Here is a 20,348-nt window from a genome sequence, read left to right on the forward strand (position 1 = left end):
CACCCCGAAGGATGGCTTTATCATTACTTTCAAAGCAACGCTTGAGTCTAATCTTTATCTAAAGCATTAGTTACCAAATAATCTATGTAAGCTCTATGCGCTTTAGTACTTTCGTTAGGCTTAGATGCTGAAGCATTAATTTTCTTAATGTCTTGTAATTGCTTTAATGCAGCTGCTTTGGTGATATTGTCATAGCGAGATTTCTCTCCAATGATTCCAGCTAAACTTTCAACGTAGAAAACCTGAAGATTTTGACGGTTGGTATTCACCGATTTGTATCGATCAGCCGAAAAAATTCCATCGGTAAGATCACCAAAACACTCCGCAACAGAATATTTATTTCCATAAAGTGAAGCATCCGTTAATCGTTTAGTTACCGTTGGATGCATGATGTGTGCAACCGACTGTTTTTGAATATTTAACCAGCGATCGTGAAGCTTAGGATCCTCTGTAGAACCAAAAAAGTTAAAACCACGACGCTGAGGTTGTAAATGCCTAAACAATTCTTCAGACTCCATAAAGGCATCTGGTGCTAAGGCATACCTTTTAATAGCGTTCATTGCCTCTTTTTGCTTAGCATAAGGAACGGCGGTGTACGGAACTGCATCTTCTTCCTGACCAACCAACGAACGGTTGATGTATACCCCGCCAATTTGACGTGAAATAACCCCTAAGGAAGTTCCCATCTCTCCAGTTAAGGCTAAATATGCACTTCTAAGTCTATGATAAGATTCTCCTTCTTGGGGAATGGTTTCCAAAATCTTAGGCATGGTTTTCTTCACCAACTTAATTCTGTCTACCGCATAAGCAACAGGGTCTGAACTCAAGTCATATATATTAACTCGAGGATCAATACCTTTTCCTGGAGAACGCATATCATCGGCGTCGTTACCAAACATATGTTCTGGCTTTGTAGATTCAGCCAAAATCTCTTGTAATCGTAGCTCCTCTTCTTCGCTGTACTCAGATCCAGGAGAATATCCATATCTAATTACCCAAAAATCATAAGGCCCAATGTTGTCATCATAAAACATGGTATGATCCTCTTTATTGAGGGGGAAATTGATAGCAGGATATTCCATTACCGAGTTACACAACCCTTGCTTTCTAACCTTTTCTGGATCTTTAATTTCCTCATAAGTTAGCCATGAGCTCGCTTTCATATTGTGGTTTAATCCAAGGGTATGTCCTACTTCGTGAAGAACCAAACGGTAAAGAATTTGCTTGACAAAATCTTTTCTTGCCACTTCTGAAAGTTCCATAGCGTCGAAGGTTGTATTGGCAAAGACCATTTGTTGTCCCAGCATGTCTGCACTAAAGCATTTATCGGCCTCCAAAATTTCATCTCCAAAAATATTTAGGGCTGCAGATGAGAACACCTCTTCTCTTTTTAATCTATTGGAAATTGAAGCCCATTCCAGCATGATATCGGCTCCCAATATTTGCCCCGTTCTGGGGTTAACAAAGCTTGGCCCGTATCCCCCGAAAGGAGGAGTTGGTGAAGATGTCCAACGAAGAACATTATAGCGAATATCTCCTGCATCCCAAGTTGCGGTATCGGGTTGAATCCGCACTTGAACGGCATTTTTAAATCCGGCCTTTTCAAAAGCAGCATTCCATCTCAACACTCCTTTTCTAATGGTTTCTCTAAACTCTTCTGGTGTAGTATTTTCTATCCACCAAACGATAGGTTGTACGGGCTCTGAAATTTCAGCCTCTGGATTCTTTTTCTCCAAATACCATCGGTGAATCATATCCTTGTATGGAGTATGAGAAAGGGAGGTCATGTCATTCCTTTGTGTAGTAAAATACCCGATGCGCGGATCGTCTCTTCTTGGTCTGAAGTCGTTTTGTGGCATCGCGATAAGTGAATGATAAATTTCCACATTTACCGATCTAGGGTCGGAAACCGATCTATCTCCACCACTTTTAGGGTATGGGTTAGAATAAACCAGAGTAACCTTTACATCGGTGTTTTCTGGATAGTTTCTAATTCTATCTACTCTAGAAAGGCTTTTATTAAAAGACCCTAACGAAAAACCAGGTCTTTTTGGGTTGGGCGTTGGCTTTACCTGAGACAAGCTTTCTGAAACAAATAACTTATCGGCTTTTATCAGGTGCTTTCCGTTTTCCGTACCAACAATTTTTTCTGAGAACAGAATTGGATTATTGATGTTAGCATCGGCCGCTTTAGCGAGTTCATTGTTCTCGTCAAAATAGAATGAAGTGTTAACCAGTCTTACATCTATTTGATTGAAATACTTCTCGATTTTTACCACCCTACTTCCGCGATACGATCCCCTGAAAAAGCCAGCTGGTAGGACTCCATCGGCAATTTGAGAAAAGTGGATAAATTCCTTACCAATTTTATCTTCATCTATCCACATATACACCGAACCGTTGGTGGTGTCTTGTAACATGCCAAATAAACCTGGAATTTCCTTACAGTTTTTGGTAATCTTACCGATTTCCTTATTTGATGAGGGAGCTTTCTTTGCCACCGATTCTTTGGCGGCCTGATTGGGTTTCACACGAGTTGGAAACCATTGCGCATTGACCTGCCCAACGGAAAGTCCGAGGGCGAGTGCAATTCCTAGGTATTTATTCATAATAGTGTAATTGAATTTGCATTAAAAAATCACTGATTTCTCTGATTGCTTTATGGTTGCTTTGCTTGTAAGCCAAATCTTTAGCTTGCTGGAAAAATTTCTTGGCAGCTTCAATTTTTTCCTGCTCTAGAAATATATGACCTAACATCTGAAAAGCAGGAAGGTAATCTGGAAATTCGGCACATATTTCATTTAAGCGGTCTTGCGCCTGTACAATTTCACCAATCGCTTTTAGCTCTAGTGCTAATGCGTAAAACGCAAATGGATCGTCTGGATTTTCCTTTGTCCATTGCTCAAGAAGCTTTATTCGATTGGTTCGGTTAGAATCGGATGACATGGTTATTGGCTATTCCAATGGTGATTGAGGGGTTTATAATTCTTTCAGGGGAATAAAAATAACCGCTTGTTCCATTTATAGCATAAATCACCTTGAATTGTGAGCCTGAAAATTGGTTTTCCAAAATCTCAACTTCGCATTTATTTTGCTCCATATCCAACTTTATGTGTTCGGGTCGAGCAAATATTTTTTCACCATTTTCAGTAATAAGCGAAGTATAACCACCTGTTAAGGCCATAACCTTTTCTGAACTAGGATTATGGTAAAGCTTTTCTGGGGTATCATCTTGAACTATTCTTCCGCTATCAATAACAATAAGTCGATCCGCTAGTGCAAAGGCATCTTCCAGGTCGTGGGTAACCAAAATAGTAGACTGCTTTTTATCCTTTAGAAGCGTTTTTAAATTCAACCTCAGTTCCGTTTTATGAGCGGTGTCCAAATTTGAAAAAGGCTCATCAAGAAGAAGCAGCTCTGGATTGCAAAGCATAGCCCTAGCCACTGCCACCCTTTGTTGCTGTCCCCCCGAAAGCGTACTAGGCTTTTGACCAATAAAATTGGCTAATTGAAGTCGCTCTATCCAGCCTTGAATTTGTTCTTTATCGGAAGAAATAAGTTTTAAATTATCCAACACTGAAAGGTTGGGAAAAAGGGCATAATCTTGAAATACCAAGGCCGCGCTTGGTTTTGTATTACTTGAATTTAATATGACTCCTTGCTGAGGGTGGATTAAACCAGCAAGAAGATTTAACAGGGTAGTTTTACCGGACCCACTAGACCCTAAAATTGCCAATAACTCCCCTGATGCTATCTCGAAGGATATCTCTTTTAAAACGGAATCCGTTTTTTTATAGCTAAATGATAAATCTTTAACCTTAATCAAGGGTTCTATTTATTCGGTTAAACAAGTAAATACCTAGAGCACAAAACAAACAAATAATTAAGGAATATGGAGCTGCTCTGTACAGGAACTCATCTTCCACCAAATTATATGCTTTTACAGCCAGGGTTTCAAAGTTAAATGGGCGTAGCAATAAGGTAATTGGAAGTTCCTTAAGAGTGTCGATAAAAACAAAAAGCGCGGCACCTGCATAAAACTTCAGCATTTGAGGTTGAACAACTCGCCCAAAAAGATTAATAGAACTAAATCGTTGAAACACTTTTATCGCTGCAACCTGGCTTTTCCCAAAGGTCTCCCACCCCACCTGAACACTTGGGACAGCTACGGCATAAAGCTTAAAAACCAAAGCCAATAAGAGCAAAATCAAGCTTTGATTTAACCACTTCGCCAATTCAAAATCTACCTCAGCAATAAGCTTAAAAACACCAGTCCCAAACCCAATAACCGCAACTGCAATAACCGCCCCGGGAATAGCATAACCCGATGCTAAAATTTTATGGTTGGCTTTAAGATATTTCGAACTCGAAAAAACCTCCATTTCCGCTATTATCGCTACAATGAGTACCGTAAACAAAGCGTTTAATAGAGCTACCACTACACTGTTTAATCCAGCTGAGAACAATATAGACCAATCCTGCAAATTCCAGTCAAAGTATAATCCATAGCCCATAGCAAAGACTGGCAGCAACAGTGCCGCAAGTAGGGTAAACCAAAAAAAGAAGCTTAAAAAGATGGATACAGCAACCCGAAGTTTCGGAGTATATAAAACTTGAGTTTTACTTGTTTTTCCTTCTTCGGTTTTAAATACCGAAACCACATACCTAAGTGCTAAAATTATCACCAACAATAATAAAGCTATGCCCATAGCTTCATTTAATTGATTCCTTCCAAACCAGGATTTGAAGATTTGGGTAGTTAGCGTATTAACTCCATAATATTTTGCCGCGCCGTAGTCATTTAACAGTTCATACCCGACCAATGAAGCCCCCAATAAAATTGCTCCAGCGCTGCAAGGTAAAACCACCGATATCCATAATTTACCTTGGCTAACTCCCATCACCTCCGCCTGGGCAAACCAAGCCTTGCCCCTTTTTTGCAAAAACATATGAAAGGGCAATAAAATATACGGATACAAGCATAGGCTGCAGACTAAAGACAAACCATAAATGGATTTAATCCCACTTCTGGAAACTCCAAATAAATAGGACAAAAACTCCCAGATTACCGCATAATTAAAAGCCATTATGTAGGTTGGAAATGCCAATGGCAATAACAAAAGGAGGAATAGCAACTGCTTGTGCTTTCCCTGAAAATAGAATAGAAAAACCCCATTTACCACTGCCAACAGGCATGCTAAAAATAGCGTAAGCACCACAAGTTTGGTGGTGGCAAGGTAAATGGATGAATTTATTTCGCCTAAAAAAGACCAACCCAAAATCCCCCTATAAACCAAAAAAGCCAACGGAATAACTAGAATTCCGCCGGCTATAATTGCTATAAGTTTTTTAATTCGAAAAGTGGGATTTCCGAGCATAATATAAAGTGCCTTCTCAGCAAAGGTGGGAATTTACATCCAACCCGCCTTCTCAAAAAAGGATACAGCCTTATTTTGGTGCGCTCCCAATTCCGATAATGGCAAATCGTCTATCTCGAACTCCCCAACTGGAGTAAAGAATTGCTCTGCTGGTTTTAATGTATTAACAGGATATTCCTGATTTTCGGTATAAATTAACTCTTGGTTATCTGCTCGTGTAATAAATTCCAAAAGCTTTACCGCATTTTCCTTGTTTGGAGCATGCTTTAACAATCCAGCTGCGCTAATATTTACATGCGTGTTTAAGTTCGCATCTGAAGGAAATACAAAATTCACTTTTTCAATAGCGTTTCTATCATTTTCCTGATCAGAATTGGCCATTTTCCCAATGTAGTAAGAGTTTACTACTGTAATTTCACCTTCACCAGCAGCGATGGCACGTACCTGGTCTCTATCATTACCCTTTGGGTCTCTCGCCAAGTTACCGTGCACTGCAGCAACCCATTTCATAGCAGAATCTTCACCAACATTTCCAATAATTGCAGCTACCAAGCTTTGGTTGTAAATATTATCTGAAGAGCGCATTAAAACCTTACCCTGCCATGCATCCGAAGCTAAATCGCCATAGGTTAGGCTTTCTGGATTTTCATAGGATTTGCTAACCGCAATTATTCTTGCTCTGGATGAAATTCCGAACCAATAGTTTTCCGAATCTCTATAGGGTGCAAGAATTTGTTGATTTAGCACGTCGGAGTTAGCTGATTGAAGTAATCCATCCTGCTTTGCTCTTTCGATTTTTCCTGCATCCACAGTAATTAATAAATCGGCTGGAGATAGCTCACCTTCTTGCTTAATCTTGGTAATTAATTCGTCAGCAGAGGCGCTAACTACGTTAACTTTTATTCCCGTTTCCTTTTGGAATTTTTCGAAGATCATTTTATCCACATCGTAATGGCGATGTGTATATAGGTTTACTACCTTTTCTTCTTGCTGAGTACAAGCCCCAAATAAAAATGAAATTGCAACAATAATTAGGGGAAAAATATTCTTCATAGCCCGAGTTTGTTTTGGGCTTCAAAAGTACCTCTTAACATTTGGGTAACATATACCTAAATCAGGGTAATTTGATTTTAGACTGCACATATTCACAGATTTTATAGAAATCTGAGGGATGGAAAAATTCAACCTGCTCTTCTCGCCTTAACCAGGTCATTTGGCGTTTAGCAAAACGCCTGGTATTCTTTTTAATCTCATCAATAGCCTCTTCCTTGCTGCAGTTTCCATCAAAGTATTGGAACAGCTCTTTATAGCCTACTGTGTTAAGACTGTTCAGATGTTTTTGAGGATAAACCCTTTTGGCTTCTTCTTCCAATCCAGCCGCCATCATCAGATCTACCCTCTTATTGATTCGATCATACAGTGCTGCTCTATCCATTTCTAGCCCCACTTTTATACAGTTAAATGGTCTTTTTTTAGGTGTGCCACTCAAAAAGTCACTGTACCTTTTCCCAGTAAATCGGATCACCTCTAGTGCCCTTATTACTCTCTGTGGATTGTGAATATCAACCTTTGAGTAATAGCCGGGATCTTTTTCCCTTAACTCACCCTGAAGGGGGGATAATCCGTGCTCTTTAATTTCCAAGTTTAGTTTTGCTCGCACCTCTTCAGGGGCTTCTGGAATATCGTCTAACTCGTATTCTAAAGCTCTAAGATAAAATCCCGATCCACCACAAAATATGGCAAGAGGATTAAAAGTTGGATTTTTTAAAAGCGCTAAGCTTTCGTTGGCGAATTTCGATGCCGACCAGGTTTCTGTTAACTCTAAATTGCCAATAAAATGATGGGGCGCCAGTTCTAACTCGGTAGCACTTGGATGTGCTGTACCTATGGGTAATTCTCTATAAAACTGGCGAGAATCTGCTGAAATAACGTGGGTATTAAAAAATTGGGCCAATTTGGCAGCTACCGCTGATTTTCCGATAGCCGTTGGCCCCATAACAAACAAAATGTTTGGACAGGATACGTCCATTAATAATTATAATCTTCGTCGTAGGACTGATAACTATCGTCATCGTATTCATCGTCATCGTCCCAATTATCATTAAAATCTTCTATCCCACCTTCTCCCTCAAAAGACGGTTCCTCGGACACTTTTTTCTCCGATTCTTTAGGCGCTTTTCCTACTGTTAATAACACCTTAGGAGTTTTGGTGGCCTCTTCACTAACGTTGATTACCTCTATTAAAAAGCACCACATTTTCAGAAAGTCGTAGACATATAATGCCTTACTCCCTTTTTTCTTCACCAAATCGGCAATGGTAGCAGTACCCATCTCATACTTCTCCTGCCCTTTATCCATTGCCATTTGAGGGAATTCTTGCAGTCGTTCCCAGTCTTTGTCGCAACTGTAAAATGCCGCCATTTCTTGCCCCTTAAAATCGAATGCTTTTAAAATAGCCTTGTGCAAAGTCTCCAATTTTGCATCTGCCGATATTTTTATGTCTCTAAAAACATCGGTTTTCTCTTTGGTATCCACCAAAACGTGTAGTGTAAAGCTTTTCATGAGGTATCCTCCTTTTATAGCGCGAAGGTAAAAAAAGTTAATATCGAGTATATCGGGCAAAACCTTTAATTATCAGTACCTTTGCAAAAAATTTAGGCAGGATGATTAATGTAGAGAACCTTTCCCTACAATTTAACAAACGCGTTCTTTTTGACGACGTAAACTTAAAATTCACACCTGGTAACTGTTACGGAGTTATCGGTGCTAATGGAGCTGGAAAAAGTACCTTCTTAAGAATACTGAGTGGAGAACAAGATCCAACCACAGGTAAGGTAAACCTTGCGAATGGATCTAGAATGGCGGTTTTAAAGCAGAATCACAACGAGTTTGATGATTTTACTGTTTTAAATACCGTACTAAAAGGCCACGACAAGCTTTGGGATATTATGCAAGCCAAAGACGCCATTTACGCAAAAGAAGATTTTAGCGAAGCAGATGGTGTAAAAGCCAGTGAATTGGAAGCAGAGTTTGCGGAAATGGACGGTTGGACAGCCGAAGCAGATGCTGCCGATCTTTTAAGTGGATTGGGAATTAACGATTCGCTTCACCACACTCAAATGAGTGATTTATCTGGAAAAGAAAAAGTTCGTGTACTTCTTGCTCAAGCCCTATTTGGAAATCCAGATGTACTGTTATTGGATGAACCTACCAACGACCTTGATGCTAACTCCATCATGTGGCTTGAAAACTTTTTAGCCGATTTCAATAACACGGTTATCGTGGTTTCTCACGACCGTCACTTCTTAGATATGGTTTGTACCCATATCGTTGATATCGACTTTAAGAAAATTCAGCTTTTTACTGGTAACTACTCTTTCTGGTATCAAGCAAGCCAGCTTGCCACACGCCAAAAAGCACAGCAAAACAGAAAGGCCGAGGAAAAGAAAAAAGAATTACTGGAATTTATTGCTCGATTTAGCGCCAACGCGGCAAAATCTAAACAAGCAACCAGTAGAAAGAAAATGCTTGAAAAACTGGATATTGAAGAAATACAACCTTCTAATAGAAAATATCCTGCTATTATTTGGGAACCTCAACGCGAGGCTGGAGATCAAATTCTGGAAGTAAAAGGTCTTACCCAAAAGAATGAAGAAGGTCTTTACCTATATAAAGACGTTTCCTTTAAGCTGAGAAGAGGAGATAAAGTGGCTTTCTTAGCTAACGACCCCATTGCAATCACCTCCTTATTTAAGGTTATTTCTGGTTTAGAAAAACCAGTTGCTGGTACGGTAGATTGGGGAGTTACTACTACCCATAGTTACATGCCAAACAATAACCACGAGTATTTCAATAACAATTACAACCTTATTGACTGGTTAAGGCAATACTCTGAGGAAAAAGACGAAACCTTTATTAGAGGATTTCTTGGGAAAATGCTTTTTTCTGGAGAAGAGACACTAAAAGAGTGTAACGTACTTTCTGGAGGGGAAAAGGTACGCTGTATGCTAAGCAAGACGATGTTGGAAGGTGCGAATGTGATGATCCTTGAGGAGCCCACAAACCACTTAGATCTTGAGTCTATTACCGCGTTAAACAACTCTTTAATCGAATTTAAAGAAACCTTATTGTTTAGCTCTCATGACCACGAGTTCGTAAACACCATTGCGAATAGAATAATCGAGTTGGCACCGGCTGGATTCATCGATAGGGAACTTACCTATGATGACTACCTAAGGCACCCAGCAGTGAAAGAAGAGAAAGCTAAACTATACGGTGCAGTTCCTGCTTAGGAGTTGATCTATAATATTTTCTATTTCTAAACTCAGCGTTTTACCTCCATCATGGTTGTAAAGTTGCTGAGTTTTTTTTTGAAATTCCTCGTAGGCTTCTTTGGGCTCTGGCCGGCTCTTATAGTCCTTTACAAACTCTTGAATGGGTCTGGGTCTAGGCCCCCATTGTGCAACGCGTTGAAAATTATCATCAAGGAAAATAACTACTGGAATACTCCGTCCGCCGTCGGTGAGATGTTCATCCATTAGATCTAAATTTTCCTCCCTGTATACTAGTTTCAGATTTAATTGATCGCTGTACGAACTCAACAAATCGAATAACGGTAGATTTTGGGCAGCATCCCCACACCAGGATTCTGTGATAGCCAACATATGAATTGGGGTCTTCAATTCATCCAATTTTTCACCCAGAGATTCTGAGAGCTTCAAGGTTTTGTTTAGGCGCTTCATTCGGTGGTAACTAAGCGAAGTATATTCAGCGTACCCAACCTTTTGATTAAAGGAGGAAGATTTCCCTTCGGTTTTAAAGCGCAACATTTCCTGCATGTATCGCTCGTAGCTTATTCCTTCCTCAAACTTCTTTTTGTAATCCATCCCTATCTCTCTGAATTGGAAATTACCCCTAGGTAATTATTGTTCTCTCCTTGATATAGAACATCAAAGGCAAGCAAATGTTTGTCGCAGAACAACTTCATATTCTTCGAATCCAAGTACAGCCATGGAAAGGGCTCAGATATATCTTTTTCAAAGGAAACCTGGTATTCCATTTCACCATAATAAGGATCGAGGGATAACTCCTCGTCGGGAAAAAGATAGCCTACATCTGCCGATTCAAAAATTATTTGTCCACCCGGATTTAAATTACTTAGGCAGGCAAAAATAAATTGAGACAAATTTCGGGTGGTACCGGCAATACCCAGTCCATTCATCAGTAACAAAATGGTGTCGAACTTTTTTTTCGATTGAAAATCGTAGATAGACTCATTAACCACTTTTGAAATATTCCGTTCTTCGTTGAGGAATCTACATGCAAGCGGATCAATTTCAAGAGCTGTTACCTCTAGACCCTTGCTTTGCAACCAGGCGCTATGCCCACCAGCACAAGCACCTATATCCAAAACACTTCCTCTACATTTTTCCAAAGCCAACTGCTCCCAATCGGGCATTTGCGGAAAATTTCGGAGCAAGTATTCTCCAGGAATTTCATCGTCATCAAAATCAGGCGCATGCACCTTTACATGGGCCTTTTTATTCCCCGAATGGTAATCGTAAATGCATTTGCCAAAAACTTCTGTTGAATACATAATAGGTTTCTGCCCCTTGGTTTAAATTCTATCTTTGCCGGCAAAAGTATTCCAATCAAATGACAAAAAAGTTAAAGAATAGCCTTGTTGCTGTTGCCGCAGTTGCAACCATGGTAGGGTGTAATCAAAACAACCAAAACGAAAGAATGGAAATTAAAGGAGATGCTGACAAGTTTAGCTACAGCCTAGGGATGGACATTGGAAACAATGTGAAAAACTCAGAATTCGACAGCCTTTCAGTAGACCTTATGGTTCAAGGAATTAAGGATGTGATGAACGAGGGTGAGTTAGAATTCACTGTTGAAGAGTCTCAAGAAATTGTAAGATCTTACCTTACTAAACTGCAATCGAAAAAAGCGGACGCTGCTAAATCTAAAGGGGAGGAATTCCTTGCAAAGAATGCTGAAAGAGAAGATGTTGTAGTTCTAGAAAGTGGATTACAGTACGAGGTACTAAAAATGGGTAACGGACCAAAACCAGGCCCAACCGACAAGGTTAAAACTCATTACCACGGAACACTAATCGATGGAACTGTATTCGACTCAAGCGTAGAGCGTAATGAGCCAGCTAGTTTCCCAGTAAACAGAGTAATTCCAGGTTGGACAGAAGCGTTACAGCTTATGCCTGTTGGGTCTAAGTGGAAACTATACATTCCATCAGATTTAGCTTACGGTCCGAGAGGAACTCAAGGAATTATTGGACCAAACGAAGCTTTAATTTTCGAAGTTGAGCTTCTGGAAATTGTAAAGTAATTCTACTTTATATAAGATTAAAAGGCGGGTTTATCCCGCCTTTTTTGTTTCTAATTATCAAGACTTCCTGCATCTATCCAGCAAGAAATCGATTTTACTTCTTCGGCAGTTAGTGGATTTGAAGGCGGCATTGGAGACACCCCATTTTCTCCACTTCTTTTTATGGCAATTAGAAATCTCGACTTCTGAGACTCAGTACTTATTTGCTCATAGCTTTCTAAAATTACCCCTCCCCTTCCAGGCGATTTATGACATCCCGCTATAGCACAAGACTTGGCAATTATAGGTCTAACTCCACTGGCAAAAGTACTGTCTACATCTGCGCAGCTTATAGCACTAGTATTTATTGGATCTGCATTCGTTTTCTCCTTTTTGCAAGCGAAAAAGGAAATTCCTACCAAAATAACTACCCCCACATATTTATACATGTTCAACAAGCTTTTTAGCTATATACGGAGAAACTGCTACTCCCATCCCTCCCATTTTTAATCCATACAATATATTTTTTCGCGAACCTATATTGGGAAAGCGATCTGGCCCCACGCTCATGGTACCTGTCCATGAGAAGTCCCATGGGATGGGAAAGCCCATTAATTCCTTTCCAAAACTTTTTAGTTGGTCAATTATTGGGGCCGTATTGTTATTGCTTCCCGTAAACTCATTTTCCATGTCCATGTGACGCATCCCCCCCAATAACAACCTTCCGTCAACAAAACGAAAATAAGTGTACCCATTCATGGCGTGGAAAACCTCTTTGGGCACTGACCGGGGAAGAGGTTTACTTATGATTACTTGAGCTCTTGCTGGTTGACAGTCAACCTCAGGAAGCTTTAGGGAGTTTAAATTCGTGGTGCAAATTGCCACCTGACATTTTAAATCCAGTTTATTGGTGTGCACATTCACCTCATTCTCAGCGGTATTGTCCACCTGATACACTTCTACTCCCTTAATAAATTCAACTCCTAAAGTTCTTACTTTTTGCTCTAGGTATCTGATTAATTTAAAGGGATTTAACGCACCTTCTCCAGCCTGAAATATTCCCTTTCCTTTAAACTTCAATTTATCCGGAAGATCTTTTACCGTGTACGAATTCGGTAGGATGGATTTAAAGTCCGTATTGATGTTGTCGAGATTTTCTTGTACCCTTTGAAATCGGCTTTGCTCTTCTTCATCCTTAGAAAACACCTCAAAAGCCCCACATCTAGAATAATCCATAACGGAATGCGGTATAACCGATTGAAGAATTTCTAATCCACCAATTCTCATTTGAAGGAGATCGGCGGTCTTTTCCCATCCAATTTGATGAATATCATCGAGCAATTCTCCAGCTGAACCAAAACAGGAAAACCCTGCATTTTTTGTACTTGCAGTGTTTCCAACTAAATTTTTCTCCAGAATTAAAACCTTTGCTTTTGGACGCTTTTCCTTTATAAACAGTGCTGTGTAGAGGCCACAAAAGCCACCACCAATAATGATAAAATCGAAGGGTTGGCCTAATATTTGATGCTCCCAGTAACTGAAGTTGTTAGATTTTTGAAGTGAGATATCCAATTTTTATCAGCTTACTTCGTTTTGTATAAACTATTGTTATCAATATTAAGATATTTGCCTTGATTAAGAAGAAGGAATGAAGCAGCGAGCTAGTTTTTTAAGAGCACTTACATTATTAATTTTCACATTATACTCATTTGCAACCTACGCCCAGTCCGACAGAATTTATGTGTACGGAACGGTTAAAGATGAGCGTAGTAGCAAAAAATTAACTGATGTAAAGGTTATTTTGGTAGAGGATGGTAATACCAAAACCACCTACGTTACCACCCTAAATGGAAAATTTGAGTTAGATCTTGATTTCGATCACGATTACGATATCCGCTTTGTAAAAGATGGATATGTAGCAAAATTCATCAATATCAATACCAAGAATGTTCCTGACGAAAATAAAGTGGGAGGTTTTGGCTTTGACCTTGACATGTCGCTTTTTGAAGAAATCGACGGAATAAACTTTGACATTCTTAAAAAACCGATTGGTAAAGCAAGTTTTGTTCCTGCTGCGGGTGAGCTCGGCTTTGATTTTGAATACACACGTAGTATTCAAGCCGAAATTGCGAGACTTAAACGCGAATTAGAAAAACGCTATAAAGAGGAAGAGGAGCGCTTAAGAAGAGAGCAAGAGGAAGCGGAAAGACAAAGAAAAATACTTGAACAATTTGACCAACTGGTTATTCAGGGTGATCAAGAATATGCAAATGCTGCATACATGAATGCTGTTTTTAAATACAGCGATGCGCTTGATTTATACAATCAAAACTCCAGCTTTATTACTGGAGGACAAATTGTAGAACAAAAACTAGCCAAGGCAAAGGCGGCTTTAGAAGAGCAGCAAAAACAGGCAGAACTCGAGCAGAATTATAAAAAGCTCATTTCTGAAGCCGACGACTTAGTAGCACAAGAAAAATGGCAAGAAGCAAAGAATAAATATGAAAGTGCTCTTGCGTTAAAGCCACAAGAGGCATACCCTCAACAACAGATAAATAGTTTAAACAGAAAGCTAGAAGACCTTAAAAAACAAAAGGAACTTGAGGAAAACTATAAAAAGTTAGTCGCGGAGGGAGATCAGTTATTCCAAGGTGAAAAATTTACAGAAGCCATTGCTAAATACGAGGGAGCTCTAAAACTTAAGCCCCAGGAATCTTATCCAGCTAACCAAATTAATGCTGCCCAAGCTGCCTTAAGCAAACTTGAAGAACAGCGAAAAATTCAAGAGCAATACGATAACCTTATTGCCTCTGCTGATAATTCTTTTAACAACAAGAAATACGAAGATGCCATAGGATTGTACACCGAAGCATTGAAATTAAAATCTCAGGAAGCGTACCCAAAAGATCAAATTGAAAAAGCTAGAGCTGCTCTCCAGCAACTAGAGGACCAAGCTAAACTCAATGAGAAATACGACAAATTTGTTCAAGCCGGGGATAAAGCCTTTGGAAGCGAACAATTCGAAGAGGCTATTGCACAATTCACTTCTGCATCCGAATTAAAACCGGAGGAGCAGTATCCTAAAGAGCAAATTGCTGCAGCGAAAAAAGCTATAGCAGACAGAAAAGCTCAGGAAGAGCTTAATAAAAAATACAACGACCTAATTGTTGACGGTGACGCAAACATTAAAGCAGAGAAATACAACGAAGCAATTGCTTCGTACACCGAAGCCTTAAAAGTTAAGCCAAACGAACAATATCCAAAGGATCAAATTGCCGCAGCAAAAGAAGCAATTGCACAAAAAGAAGCTCAGCAGGCTGCTGAAGAAAAATACAATGCGTTGATTGCAAGTGCCGATCAAAAATTTGGCGAGCAGAATTATCAAGCTGCAATTACCGATTATAGTGCGGCCCTAGCGATAAAAGGCAACGAACAATATCCTTCAGAGCAGATCGCAAAAGCGGAGAAAGCCTTGGCTGATGCAAAAGCTAAAGACGAAAACTATCAGAAGTTGATTACCCAAGCGGATGTAGAGTTTAATCAGGCTAAGTTCGAACAAGCTATAGCAAGCTACGAAAAGGCTTTGGGTATAAAACCTAATGAGCAGTATCCTAAAGATCAAATCACTAAGGCCAAGGCTGAGTTAGAAGCCATCAAACAACAAGAAAAGCTTGATGACGCTTACCAAAACGCGTTGGCAGCGGCAGATAAAAGCTTTGGAGATGAAAAATATCAAGAGGCTATTGCAAATTATAACAAAGCGCTGGGCATTAAACCCGATGAGCAATATCCAAAAGACCAAATAGCTCTTGCAAATGGAAAAATTAAGGAAGCACAAGAAAAACAGGCGCTGCTTAACCAGTACCAAGAAATAATTGCAGCGGCAGATCAAGCTTTTACGGCTAAAGAATACAATGCCGCAATTGCTAAGTATCAAGAAGCTCTTCAGCTTAATCCAAATGAGCAATATCCTAAAGACCAAATAGGAAAAGCGCAGGCGGCCCTAGATGCTCTTGAAAAGCAAAAGGAACAAGAGGCTTTATACAACAAATTGGTTGCAGAGGGAGATGAGGCGATGGGCAATAAGGCTTATGATAACGCCATTGCAAAATTCCAGGAAGCGCTTGGTATTAAGCCCAATGAAACCTACCCAAAAGATAAAATTGCAGAGGCCAACAAGCTAAAAGCCGAGGCTCAAAAAGCACAAGAACTCGAGGCTAATTATCAAAAGTTAATTGCACAGGCAGATACTGAGTTTAAAGGCAAGCGTTATAATGAAGCCATTAACACGTATAACAATGCCTTAGGGATTAAACCCAACGAACAGTATCCAAAAGATCAAATTAAAAAGGCAGAGGCCGCTCTTGATGAACTTGCAAAACGTCAGGAATTAGAGCAGGAGTACCAAGGCTTAATTTCGGAAGCAGACGGATTTTTTGATGACAAAAAATACAGCGAAGCAATTTCTAAATACGAAGCTGCAATGCAGCTTAAGCCTCAGGAACAATATCCTAAGCAACAAATTGAAAAAGCCAACGAAGCCTTAGACGCAATTGCGAGAGCTAAGGAAAGAACCGAAAAATACAACCAGCTTATAGTTGCTGCTGATCAAAAGTTTGATAACGGCAGCTTTGAGGAAGCCGTTGCAGATTATCAAAAGGCGTTGCAAATAAAACCAGATGAGCAGTACCCAAAGGATCAAATTGCTGCTGCTCAAAAAGAAATAGAGGCTAAGCTTGCCGCTAAAGAGCTTGAACAACAGTACGCTACGCTTCTTCAGAAGGGTGATGTTAAATTGGACAGCAACAGATTTGATGAGGCTATTTCGAATTACCAAAAGGCCCTTACGTTGAAGCCTGGAGAAAAATATCCAAAGGACCAAATTGCCGCAGCTCAAAAAGCTAAAGTGGTGTTTGAAAAGCAGCAAGAACTTAGAAAGCAGTACCAAGGATTTATTTCTGAGGGTGATGCTAATATGAAAAAGGAGAAATACCAACAGGCTATAGCGAATTACCAAGATGCTTTAACCCTGATTCCAGGTGAACAATATCCTAAAGACCAGATTGCGAAAGCTAAAAAGGCCCTAGAGGATATAAAACTTGCTTATGAAGAAGCAGTAAAAGCTGGCGACTCGAAAATGCAAGCAGACGATTGGGAGAATGCGATTAAAGATTATGAAAAGGCTTTGACTATCTACCCTAACGAGCAGTACCCAAAGGACCAAATTGCAAAGGCCAATATACTGATAGAGAAATCCAAAGAACCAAAAGTTGTGGCTTTCCAGGACATTACAAAGTTTGGAGAGGTGAACAAAGACAGTATCAAAGCGGAAGCAGCCAAGGAACTAGCTGCTAAAGAAAAGGAAGCGCCAAAAGAAGAGGTTAATCCAGAACCTAAGGTTATGTATAAAACCACCTCTACCGGTGATGAAAATGACTTTAGAAAACTCTTGGGAGATAATTACCCCGAAGGGATTACAAGAGAAAAATATAAGGATGTAGGTAAAGACATCTTCAGAATTATATACGTGGAAGGTGGATTTGGAGATGAATTATTAAGAATTGTGGCGCGCTTTGGTACCTTCTACTTTAAAAACGGATCAAGTATTTCGTCGCAAGAATATAACTCATTTTTAGATAAAATTGGGGCAAGCGCCAGTAACAACTAGAACTATGAAAAAAGCACTTTCTTACATGTTAGCAGGTATGGTATTTATATTTACCGTAATTGCAATTCTTTCTATTTGGGAGGTAATTACCATAGAAGATGTTCTTTGGAAATCTCTTAAAACCCTGTTAGTCTTATTTGTAGCTTCGGCAATTGTGACCTTTATTCTACAGGTAACTACAGACGATAAAGAAAAAAATTCAGGACAAAGCATTTAAGGGTTTTCTCAGTTAAGAAAACTGTTATATTTGCACCGTCTGCGGGAGTAGCTCAGTTGGTAGAGCATTAGCCTTCCAAGCTAAATGTCGCGAGTTCGAACCTCGTCTCCCGCTCAAGAAAATCCACCCAAATCGGGTGGATTTTTTTTGCCCATTAACTTTCAAAACAAGTCTTTCCACTTTTTCCTTTTTTATCCCTTATTCCGTTTTCAAATTGAAAATTTCTTTCAAATCGAAAATAAATAAAGGCCCCTATTTCATTTTTAACCCCTGTATTTCAGTTAGTTACGATTTTACGGCATAGCATTTGGTCTCCACATGGCAAAAATCCAATACCATGAAACTTACAAATAAAATAGTTGCCCTAGGAGGTTTAGGCCTTTGTTTAATTATGGTGTCTTGCCAGGAACAAACGCCCAAAGAAAAAGTAAAAGAACAATACCAGGAAACAGTAGAAAACACTTCTGATTTCTTAGAAGACAGAAAGGATGACTTAGAAGATCAGGTGGAGCTTTTAAAAGACAAACTGGATCAGGATAAGTCGCTAGCCGAAGAAAAATGGGACAAGGTAAAACGCGAATTGGAAGTTATCTACGAGGATATCGAAGATGCCACTGAAGAGCAAATTGAAGCTCTTGAACAAAGAGTAGAAGAACTAGAAGATCAAATAAACCAAAAATCATAAGTCATGAAAACCCTCAATAAAAACTTAATATATCTATTGGCATTTACCCTTTTTGCGGTGAGTTGCTCCAAATACGAAGACGGTCCGGTTGTTAGTCTAATCCCCAAGAAAGACAGGATAACCAACTACTGGAAAGTAGAAAAAGCCTATGAAGACGGGAATGATGTAACAAGCTCTTACGAGCAATACGAGCTGGAGCTTCGCAACGATAACAGCGCAACTTTACAAGCTAGATATAGCGGTAACGCCGGAACCATAATCTTTGAAACCGATGGAACATGGGAATTTCAGAATGGGAAATCGGACCTGAAATTAGATTATGAAAACGACGAAGCAGATGAAACCTACATTATTCTACGATTGACGCAAGAAGAGCTTTGGCTTTTAAGCAAAGGTGATGATGTAGAGCTTAGACTTGAACCCAAGTAATAACTAAAATCCAAACAATATGAACTCGCTATTATATGTATTGTCTGTCATATTGGTCATAGGATGGTTAGTCGGATTTTTCGCCCTTAGTCTCGGAGGATTAATTCACATACTACTCGTTATGGCCTTGGTAGCCATATTATTAAGACTTATCCGAGGAAGATCGGTATAAAATAAAAGGGCCGCTATTAACTAAGCGGCCCTTTTTTTATTTAATGGCTTTTATTCTGTGGAGTTCTCCAGAACTCGTTTTTAGGAGGATTAAATAATTACCCGGTTTAAGCTTTTCGGTATCGATTGAATTTCCAGTTATTAAATCCAGAGATATTTTTCTTCCAAGCATATCCATGGCCCAGACTTCATCAACCTTTACATTACCTGGCAAGTTAAATTGGGTTTCATCTCCCATTGGAACGGGATACAAGGCAATGCTTGATTTTTGATACTCTTCCCCTAAAGAACTGGTCTTGCATGGGTAGAAATCTCCATTGTTATAGTCACATGGTCTCTCGTTTTCCTCAAGACCTGGTACGGTACTTCCACCTAGAAAATCTTGATAAATATGCTTAACAGTAAAAGACATTATGGTATCTAGATAGGCCTTAGCCGTATCGTTTTCCTTATATCCTAAATGTGGGGAGTGCCCAGCTCCATACCATGTGTACAATCTAGAAGTATACCCCATTGTATCAGCATGCCAATCCATATCGTAACTTCCTTGAACACCAATTAGAGGAACCGGTGGATCTTTTGGCAACTCGGTTTGCACATCAGCCACGTTTATAACTCTCGTTCCGTATGGTACGGTAGAATCGGCAGTACCATGCAATGAAATTAACGGTACGGAAGAAGAATAAGCATCATCCATCCACTTTACCGTTTTGGTAGCACCATTTATGTTAATGATTCCCTGAATTTTTGAAGATTCCTCAATCGTATTGGTCAGCCCCTCTAATCCATCTAAACCAAAGCCTCGCTTTTCGTTGATGCTCAGTCTTTCATTGGTATCAAGATAATCTGGCACCTCCTCGGGTAAATTGAAGTAAGCTAGATTTAAGGCTACAAATGATCCAGCTGAGGTTCCCCCCATATATACTCTTTCCTTGTCTATACCGTAATCATTGGCTTTAGAACGTAAAAACCTAACTGCTGCACGACCGTCTTGAATGGCTCTGTAAACCGCTCGCACCGCGTTAATGGAATCAATAGGCATCTCGAATCCTAAGCGATAATTTATTGCAGCAGTAACAAATCCTCTAGCGGCAAACTCATTACAGAAATAAGTAATATCCTCATCAAGCTTGGATCCTTTAAGGAAATATCCACCGTGAACCCAAATTATTAATGGTCTTTTTGTTTCTTGATCTCCCTCAGGATAATAGATATCCATGTGTAAAGAATCTAGATTAGTTCCATGCTGATTATCCAAATTATCATAATCGTAGTTAGCCCCGTAGAATATATTGGAGTCTACAGCGACCTTGGTAAACAGCTTATCGAAATAGCGTAGGGATTGGGCCTGAATACTAACCGAAATCAGGAAAAACAAAAGGTAAAGGGTGGTAATTTTACGCATGAGAATTATTTTAAATTGTCGTAAAGATAATTTAACAAAAGCATATTGCATTACTAATCTACACTTCA

At 39.6% G+C, this 20,348-nt stretch carries 19 protein-coding genes and 1 tRNA gene; 8 read left to right on the forward strand and 12 right to left on the reverse strand.

Going from position 1 to position 20,348, the window contains the following annotated elements:
* Positions 1-47: 47 nt before the first annotated feature.
* The 7 genes from FRX97_RS03805 to FRX97_RS03835 all read right to left on the reverse strand — a co-directional run bounded on the left by FRX97_RS03805 (position 48) and on the right by FRX97_RS03835 (position 7,940).
* Positions 48-2,609, reverse strand: coding sequence for a zinc-dependent metalloprotease (locus FRX97_RS03805; protein WP_147013564.1), 2,562 nt, complete (start codon positions 2,607-2,609; stop codon positions 48-50).
* Positions 2,602-2,946 (reverse strand): hypothetical protein, encoded by a 345-nt coding sequence (locus FRX97_RS03810; protein WP_147013566.1) that lies wholly within the window; start codon positions 2,944-2,946, stop codon positions 2,602-2,604. Before FRX97_RS03810 ends, FRX97_RS03805 begins: the two co-directional genes overlap by 8 nt.
* The gene (locus FRX97_RS03815; protein WP_170227009.1) at positions 2,930-3,826 is read right to left on the reverse strand and encodes an ABC transporter ATP-binding protein; all 897 of its coding nucleotides are present in this window, start codon (positions 3,824-3,826) and stop codon (positions 2,930-2,932) included. The genes FRX97_RS03810 and FRX97_RS03815 overlap by 17 nt, the downstream gene beginning before the upstream one ends.
* Entirely contained in the window at positions 3,819-5,378 is a 1,560-nt protein-coding gene (locus tag FRX97_RS03820; protein ID WP_147013570.1) for an ABC transporter permease, read from the reverse strand. The genes FRX97_RS03815 and FRX97_RS03820 overlap by 8 nt, the downstream gene beginning before the upstream one ends.
* A 33-nt stretch (positions 5,379-5,411) precedes the next feature.
* Positions 5,412-6,431, reverse strand: a complete 1,020-nt coding sequence (locus tag FRX97_RS03825) for an extracellular solute-binding protein (protein WP_147013572.1) — start codon at positions 6,429-6,431, stop codon at positions 5,412-5,414.
* Between the two features lie 61 nt (positions 6,432-6,492).
* On the reverse strand, positions 6,493-7,407 hold the full coding sequence (gene miaA, locus FRX97_RS03830; RefSeq protein ID WP_147013574.1) for a tRNA (adenosine(37)-N6)-dimethylallyltransferase MiaA: 915 nt from the start codon (positions 7,405-7,407) through the stop codon (positions 6,493-6,495).
* Complete coding sequence (locus FRX97_RS03835; RefSeq protein WP_147013576.1) at positions 7,407-7,940, reverse strand: plasmid pRiA4b ORF-3 family protein; 534 nt, start codon at positions 7,938-7,940, stop codon at positions 7,407-7,409. The genes miaA and FRX97_RS03835 overlap by 1 nt, the downstream gene beginning before the upstream one ends.
* 101 nt (positions 7,941-8,041) lie before the next feature.
* Here FRX97_RS03835 and FRX97_RS03840 point away from each other — a divergent pair, with 101 nt between their 5' ends.
* Complete coding sequence (locus FRX97_RS03840; protein ID WP_147013578.1) at positions 8,042-9,670, forward strand: ABC-F family ATP-binding cassette domain-containing protein; 1,629 nt, start codon at positions 8,042-8,044, stop codon at positions 9,668-9,670.
* Here the strand turns inward: FRX97_RS03840 and FRX97_RS03845 are convergent.
* Positions 9,647-10,264: a thioredoxin family protein gene (locus FRX97_RS03845; RefSeq protein WP_147013580.1), complete on the reverse strand. Its 618-nt coding sequence runs from the start codon at positions 10,262-10,264 to the stop codon at positions 9,647-9,649. The two genes, FRX97_RS03840 and FRX97_RS03845, sit on opposite strands and share 24 nt — an antisense overlap.
* A gap of 2 nt (positions 10,265-10,266) precedes the next feature.
* Complete coding sequence (locus FRX97_RS03850) at positions 10,267-10,974, reverse strand: class I SAM-dependent methyltransferase (protein WP_147013582.1); 708 nt, start codon at positions 10,972-10,974, stop codon at positions 10,267-10,269.
* A gap of 59 nt (positions 10,975-11,033) precedes the next feature.
* On the opposite strand from FRX97_RS03850, the gene FRX97_RS03855 reads away from it, so the two are divergent.
* Complete coding sequence (locus FRX97_RS03855; RefSeq protein ID WP_317129534.1) at positions 11,034-11,726, forward strand: FKBP-type peptidyl-prolyl cis-trans isomerase; 693 nt, start codon at positions 11,034-11,036, stop codon at positions 11,724-11,726.
* Positions 11,727-11,776: 50 nt separating this feature from the next.
* Here the strand turns inward: FRX97_RS03855 and FRX97_RS03860 are convergent, their stop codons facing one another.
* Both FRX97_RS03860 and FRX97_RS03865 read right to left on the reverse strand, forming a co-directional pair.
* Positions 11,777-12,154 (reverse strand): hypothetical protein, encoded by a 378-nt coding sequence (locus FRX97_RS03860; RefSeq protein WP_147013584.1) that lies wholly within the window; start codon positions 12,152-12,154, stop codon positions 11,777-11,779.
* Entirely contained in the window at positions 12,147-13,277 is a 1,131-nt protein-coding gene (locus FRX97_RS03865; protein WP_147013587.1) for an NAD(P)/FAD-dependent oxidoreductase, read from the reverse strand. The genes FRX97_RS03860 and FRX97_RS03865 overlap by 8 nt, the downstream gene beginning before the upstream one ends.
* Positions 13,278-13,353: 76 nt before the next feature.
* Between FRX97_RS03865 and FRX97_RS03870 the strand changes: the two genes are divergently transcribed.
* The 6 genes from FRX97_RS03870 (at position 13,354) to FRX97_RS03895 (ending at position 18,876) form a co-directional block, all read left to right on the forward strand.
* Positions 13,354-17,373: a hypothetical protein gene (locus FRX97_RS03870; protein ID WP_147013589.1), complete on the forward strand. Its 4,020-nt coding sequence runs from the start codon at positions 13,354-13,356 to the stop codon at positions 17,371-17,373.
* Between the two features lie 4 nt (positions 17,374-17,377).
* On the forward strand, positions 17,378-17,590 hold the full coding sequence (locus FRX97_RS03875; RefSeq protein ID WP_147013591.1) for a hypothetical protein: 213 nt from the start codon (positions 17,378-17,380) through the stop codon (positions 17,588-17,590).
* Between the two features lie 41 nt (positions 17,591-17,631).
* A tRNA-Gly gene (locus FRX97_RS03880) sits at positions 17,632-17,704 on the forward strand.
* Positions 17,705-17,927: 223 nt separating this feature from the next.
* A complete protein-coding gene (locus FRX97_RS03885) occupies positions 17,928-18,275 on the forward strand; it encodes a hypothetical protein (RefSeq protein ID WP_147013593.1) in 348 nt (115 codons plus the stop codon).
* 3 nt (positions 18,276-18,278) lie between these two features.
* Complete coding sequence (locus FRX97_RS03890; RefSeq protein ID WP_147013595.1) at positions 18,279-18,704, forward strand: lipocalin family protein; 426 nt, start codon at positions 18,279-18,281, stop codon at positions 18,702-18,704.
* Positions 18,705-18,723: 19 nt separating this feature from the next.
* On the forward strand, positions 18,724-18,876 hold the full coding sequence (locus FRX97_RS03895) for a lmo0937 family membrane protein (RefSeq protein WP_147013597.1): 153 nt from the start codon (positions 18,724-18,726) through the stop codon (positions 18,874-18,876).
* 36 nt (positions 18,877-18,912) lie between these two features.
* Here FRX97_RS03895 and FRX97_RS03900 read toward each other — a convergent pair whose 3' ends face one another.
* A complete protein-coding gene (locus FRX97_RS03900; RefSeq protein ID WP_170227010.1) occupies positions 18,913-20,280 on the reverse strand; it encodes a carboxylesterase family protein in 1,368 nt (455 codons plus the stop codon).
* Positions 20,281-20,348: the final 68 nt, after the last annotated feature.

The organism is Luteibaculum oceani, from assembly GCF_007995015.1.
GTDB lineage: Bacteria > Bacteroidota > Bacteroidia > Flavobacteriales_D > Luteibaculaceae > Luteibaculum > Luteibaculum oceani.